This window comes from Novosphingobium sp. B-7 (assembly GCF_000410615.1).
Lineage (GTDB): Bacteria > Pseudomonadota > Alphaproteobacteria > Sphingomonadales > Sphingomonadaceae > Novosphingobium > Novosphingobium capsulatum.
Window position 1 is genome coordinate 1 of sequence record NZ_KE148489.1, and the last position, 5,238, is coordinate 5,238.

The window sequence follows — 5,238 nt, forward strand, 5'->3', positions numbered from 1 at the left end:
CCGGCGCGGCGCCGGCGGCAAGATCACCCGCGCCGGCAAAGGCGAGGCGCGCCAGGCCTGCGGGGCCATCGACAAAGGCTTCGAACGTCTGCCCCACCTTGCCCGCAAAGCGGGCTGCAGCGGCGCCTTGCGCCACCAGGGCGGGCGTGCCTTCAGGCAGCGGCCCTTCGCCCACGATCCGGCCCACCAGGCGCGGCAGATCGGTTCGGCCCGGGGCAAATACGATGTTCATCAGCAAACTCCTGTCCGAAAGCGGCAACACGTTGCCCACAAGGGAAACCGCGCCGCAATTGTGGGTTTGCAGTTACGACCGACCAGTGCGATAGGCAACCGCATGTCCCCCGTTACGCCGCTTTCCGCCGCCTTCTCCGCTCGAAATCGGCGCCAGTTTTCCCATTGCCTGTCGCTGGGCAGCGCCCGGCATGCCCTGTTGACCGGGGCCATGGGCCTTGGCGCGAGTGTCTGGGCCATGCCGGCCCTGGCACAAGATGCCCCTGTGGGCATGGCACCGGTGACGGAAAAGGCGCCCGCACCGGTAACGCCGCCCAATGCCGTGGCCGAAGACACCAACGCCGGCAGCGTGATCGCCGCCCCTGCTGGTACGGCCACGGGCAGCGATGCCGCGCAGGGTGATGCGACGAAAACCGACGCCGCCCAGAGCGACCAGGTGCGGTTCGAGGCCGACAAGCTGCAATATGCCAGCGATCCCGACGTGGTCACCGCCACCGGCAATGTCGTGCTGCGGCGCGATGAGCAGACCGTGCGCGCCGATGCCGTGACGTGGAATCGCAAGACCGGCAAGATCGAGGCAACCGGCAACATTCGCGCGGTCGATGAAGGCGGCAACGTGCTCTATACCGACAAGGTAGAGCTGACCGACGAGTTGAAGGCCGGCGCCATGCAGGATCTGCTGGTGGTGCTGCGCGAAGGTGGGCGACTGGCCGCACGCGAGGGCACGCGCGATGCCAACGGCAACCTTACCCTGCACGATGCCGCCTTTTCCGGCTGCGCCGTGGAAAACGAGGATGGCTGCCCCAAGAAGCCGAGCTGGGAAGTTACCGCTGTCAAGGTAACGTGGAACCAGACCACCAAGAAGGTCCATTATTCCGGCGCCACCTTGCGCGTCTTTGGCATTCCGCTGCTGCCATTGCCCGGGCTGACCCACACCAGCGATTTTCGCGCCGAAACCGGCCTGTTGATCCCCGATATCCGCTCCACCGCGGCCAACGGCGTGGAATTTGCCGATACGTTCTATTGGCGCCTGGGCGACAACAAGGACCTGGAGATCGCCGGCCACCTCTATACCGGTGCCCTGCCGATGATCTCGGGCACCTATCGCCAGCTTACCAGCTTGGGCGCGTTCCAGATCACCGGCTACCTCACGCGCTCTTCGGCCATTCCGGTCTATTCGTCGATCGATGCCGGTTCGGGCGTGGGCACCAGCCAGTGGCGCGGCTATCTCGAGGCCAACGGCAAGCTGCAGTTCGACGAGAACTGGAGCCTGACCGCCTATGGCCGCTATGCCAGCGACCGCACGTTCCTGCGCCGTTACGACATCAGCCGCGATGACCGGCTGCGCTCGTCGATCAACCTCGAACGCATTGGCGACGACAGCTATTTCAGCCTGGCCGGCTGGGCGGTGCAGACGCTGCGCGTGGGTGACAACCAGGGCCAGGTGCCACTGGCCCTGCCCGCGCTAGACTGGCGCTATCGCATCGCCACGCCGGGCATTGGCGGGCACCTGGAACTGGAAGCCAATACCCTGGCGATCAGCCGCTCTGCCGGGCAGGATACCCAGCGCGCCTTTGCCCGCGCGCAGTGGGATCTGCGCACGGTAACAGGGCTTGGCCAGGAAGTGACATTTACCGCGATGATGCGCGGCGACGTGTATCACAGCGATGCCAACGCGCTGACCACGGTGGATATCTATCGCGGCGTGTCGGGCTGGCAGGCGCGCGGCATCGCCACGGCGGCGGTGGACGTGAAGTGGCCGCTGGTCGGCGCGCTGTTCGGCGGAACGCAGGTGCTGACCCCGCGGGTGCAGCTGGTGGCCACGCCGCACGTGCGCAACACCTCGATCCCCAACGAGGATTCGCGCGCCGCGGACCTGGATGATTCCAACCTCTTCTCGCTCAACCGCTTCAACGGCTATGACCGCTACGAAGACGGCGTGCGCGTGACCTATGGCTTTGACTGGCAGCTGACGCGGCCGGGCTGGCGCATTTCCTCCACCGTAGGGCAAAGCTATCGCCTGTCGGACGAGCAGAGCCTGCTGCCGCCGGGCACCGGGTTGACCGATCGCTTTTCCGATATCGTTGGGCGCACCGACCTGCGGATCAAGGACATCATCCAGTTCACCCACCGCTATCGCCTGGACAAGGACAGCTTCGTCCTGCGCCGCAACGAAATCGATGCGACGATCGGCGATCACCGGACCTATGCCGAAATCGGCTATCTGCGCCTCAACCGCGATATCCCGATCACGTTCGAAGACCTGCGTGATCGCGAGGAACTGCGCGCCGCAGCGCGGGTGGGCTTTGCCCGCTATTTCTCGGTCTTCGCCTCGGGCGTGGTCAACCTGACGACCAAGGCCAGCGATCCGGTCTATGGTTCGGACGGGTTCCAGATGCTGCGCCACCGCCTGGGCGTGGCCTATACCGATGATTGCTTTGACCTGTCGATCACCTGGAAGCGCGACTACGTGACGACCGGTGACGCCACGGCCGGTAACTCGTTCCTGTTCAGCGTATCGCTGCGCGGGCTGGGTTCGCGCTGAATTTAGAGCCGGATTTCCACCCCCAACCCCTCCTCTTCAGAGGAGGGGTTGGGGGTGGTGGAAACCTTAAGCCGTCACTGCAGATGCCTCAACGCCGCGCGTTGTATTCCAGCTGCGCGTTGGTGAGCTGGAAGCCGATCAGATGCTCGAACGTGGCCGAGGCGATGGCCTTCTTCACTTCCGGCAGCGAGAGCGGATCGATCGCGGCATCGGCCTGGCCGGCGCGGCGCTTGCGCGACAGGCGGGCGCGCACATCGGCGGGCAGGCTGGCAGCGGCACGATCGACGCTGGCACCGGCCTTGGCATGGCCAGTGGCGCGATCCTGGCCATCGGCAAAATCGATCGCCACCGTGCCGAGGCGCTTGGCCACCACGGCCGTGCCACCACGCATCACCACGGAGAAGTAGGGCAGTTCGACATGGCGCGCCCCGCGCGTGTCGGTGCGGCGCGCCTCGACATCAAAGGTTGCCTCGCTGGTGACAGGATCGGCCGCCTCGGCGCAGGTGGAACGCAGGTTGGTGATTGAGGCTACCAGATCGATCGCCTGCGAATCGGTGCGGGCAGGATCGGTGAACAGCGTGACGTCACCGGTCATTTCCGGGATTTCCACCGTCGGGCATGCCGTGCGCAGCGCAGTCACGCCCACGCCATCTTCCACCACCAGTTCGCCCTTGTTCTTGGCACAGCCCGTCAGGGCACCGGCCAGTAGCCCGGCCAGCAACGGTGTGCCGATCACGGCCTTGGCAAGCGAGAGACGGCGGCTCTTGGCGATCATCAGGGCAACTTCCTTAAGGCGCAAACAGGGGCAGCACAGGCGCCGCCCGATCTGAAACAGCAGCGGATGCAGCGCATCCTCTACCCACCCCTTGGCGCTTGGGCAATGGCGCTGCCTGGGCGACGGCGATGTTTTGCTGCATCTTTTAAACGCGGCGTTGTTTTACGAGTGGGCCCTGCGCTGCTAAGGACAGGCCCATGAACGCCAGCTTTCCGGATTCCGCCGCCAGCGCCACCCTGCCCGAAACGGGCCTGCCGCCGCTGCACCTTCTGATTGCCGCCCCGCGCGGCTTCTGCGCCGGGGTGGACCGTGCGATCGAGATCGTGGAGCGGGCGATCGAACGCTATGGCGCGCCGGTCTATGTGCGCCACGAAATCGTCCACAACCGCTTCGTCGTTGACACACTCAAGGCCAAGGGCGCGGTGTTCGTGGAAGAGCTGGACGAAGTGCCCGATGGCAAGCCGGTGGTGTTTTCCGCCCATGGCGTGCCCAAGGTGGTGCCGATGGCCGCGACCGAGCGCGGGCTCGACTGGCTGGACGCGACCTGCCCGCTGGTGAGCAAGGTGCACCGCCAGGCCGAACGCAAGGTGGAAGCCGGGCGCCACATCCTGTTCGTGGGCCACAAGGGCCATCCCGAAGTGATCGGCACGATGGGCCAGGTGCCCGAAGGCGCGATGACCCTGGTCGAAACGATGGAAGACGTGGCCCGGCTGGATTTCCCGGCCGACCAGCGCCTGGCGTTCCTGACGCAGACCACCCTGTCGGTGGACGATACGGCCGAGATCATCGCCGCACTCAAGGCGCGCTTTCCCAGCATCGTCGGCCCCCGCGCCGAAGACATCTGCTATGCCACGTCCAACCGCCAGGCGGCGGTCAAGGCCATCGCGCCGCGCTGCCAGCTGGTGCTGGTGATCGGCGCGCCCAACAGCTCGAACTCGTTGCGGCTGGTCGAAGTGGCCGAGCGCGAGGGTTCCAAGGCCCGCCTGATCCAGCGCGCCACCGAAATCGATCCGGCATGGCTGGAAGGGGTCACCTCGCTGGGGCTGACGGCCGGCGCTTCGGCCCCCGAAGTGCTGGTGCGCGAAGTGGTGGCCAAGCTTGGCACCTGGCGCCAGGTTCACGAAGAGCCGGTGACCACCACGGAAGAACACATGGTGTTCAAGCTGCCCCGCCAGTTGATGAGCTGAAAGACCCCATCATGGCTGTCTATACCCACCTCGGCGCGGAGGACATGGCCGCGCTGCTCGCTCCCTATCATCTGGGCGATCTAGTTTCCGCCAAGGGCATTGCCGAAGGCGTTTCCAACAGCAACTGGCTGATCGAAACCGCGCAAGAGCCTGGCAAGGCCACGCGCTTCATTCTCACGATGTACGAATTTCGCATCGAGATCAGCGATCTGCCCTATTTCCTCGGGCTGCTCGATCATCTCGCGGCCAAGGGCTGCCCGGTGCCGCGCTCCATCCACGATGGCGCGGGCAATCTCTATCGCGTGGTCGCTACACCGCGTGGGGAACGCGCCCTGGCACTGATCGAGTTCCTGCCCGGCGTTTCGCTGCACGAACCCACGCCCGGCCAGGCGCGCGCAGTGGGCGCGGCGCTGGCCACGCTGCACGGCGCCGCCGCCGATTACCCGGCCACACGCGCCAATGGCATGGGCCTTGCGGAATGGCAGCGGCTCCCCCACGGC

4 protein-coding genes and 1 pseudogene are annotated in these 5,238 nt (G+C 65.9%); 3 read left to right on the plus strand and 2 right to left on the minus strand.

Annotated features, from left to right (window positions below):
* Window positions 1–232 (minus strand): annotated as a pseudogene (locus H926_RS29670) (leucyl aminopeptidase); the annotation flags it as partial.
* 102 nt (window positions 233–334) lie between these two features.
* Here H926_RS29670 and H926_RS0121355 point away from each other — a divergent pair.
* Window positions 335–2,776, plus strand: coding sequence for an LPS-assembly protein LptD (locus H926_RS0121355; protein ID WP_237741142.1), 2,442 nt, complete (start codon window positions 335–337; stop codon window positions 2,774–2,776).
* Between the two features lie 88 nt (window positions 2,777–2,864).
* Here H926_RS0121355 and H926_RS0121360 read toward each other — a convergent pair whose 3' ends face one another.
* Entirely contained in the window at window positions 2,865–3,551 is a 687-nt protein-coding gene (locus tag H926_RS0121360) for a hypothetical protein (protein WP_028658324.1), read from the minus strand.
* 197 nt (window positions 3,552–3,748) lie between these two features.
* On the opposite strand from H926_RS0121360, the gene ispH reads away from it, so the two are divergent.
* Both ispH and H926_RS35170 read left to right on the plus strand, forming a co-directional pair.
* The gene (ispH, locus tag H926_RS0121365; protein WP_022678066.1) at window positions 3,749–4,738 is read left to right on the plus strand and encodes a 4-hydroxy-3-methylbut-2-enyl diphosphate reductase; all 990 of its coding nucleotides are present in this window, start codon (window positions 3,749–3,751) and stop codon (window positions 4,736–4,738) included.
* 11 nt (window positions 4,739–4,749) lie between these two features.
* On the plus strand, window positions 4,750–5,238 hold a 489-nt coding region (locus H926_RS35170; RefSeq protein WP_237741143.1), incomplete at its 3' end, for a phosphotransferase.

Coding starts and splice junctions, on each gene's coding strand:
- H926_RS0121355 (WP_237741142.1), top strand. CDS start 335: ATGTCCCCCGTTACGCCGCTTTCCGCCGCCTTCTCCGCTCGAAATCGG.
- H926_RS0121360 (WP_028658324.1), bottom strand. CDS start 3,551: ATGATCGCCAAGAGCCGCCGTCTCTCGCTTGCCAAGGCCGTGATCGGC.
- ispH (WP_022678066.1), top strand. CDS start 3,749: ATGAACGCCAGCTTTCCGGATTCCGCCGCCAGCGCCACCCTGCCCGAA.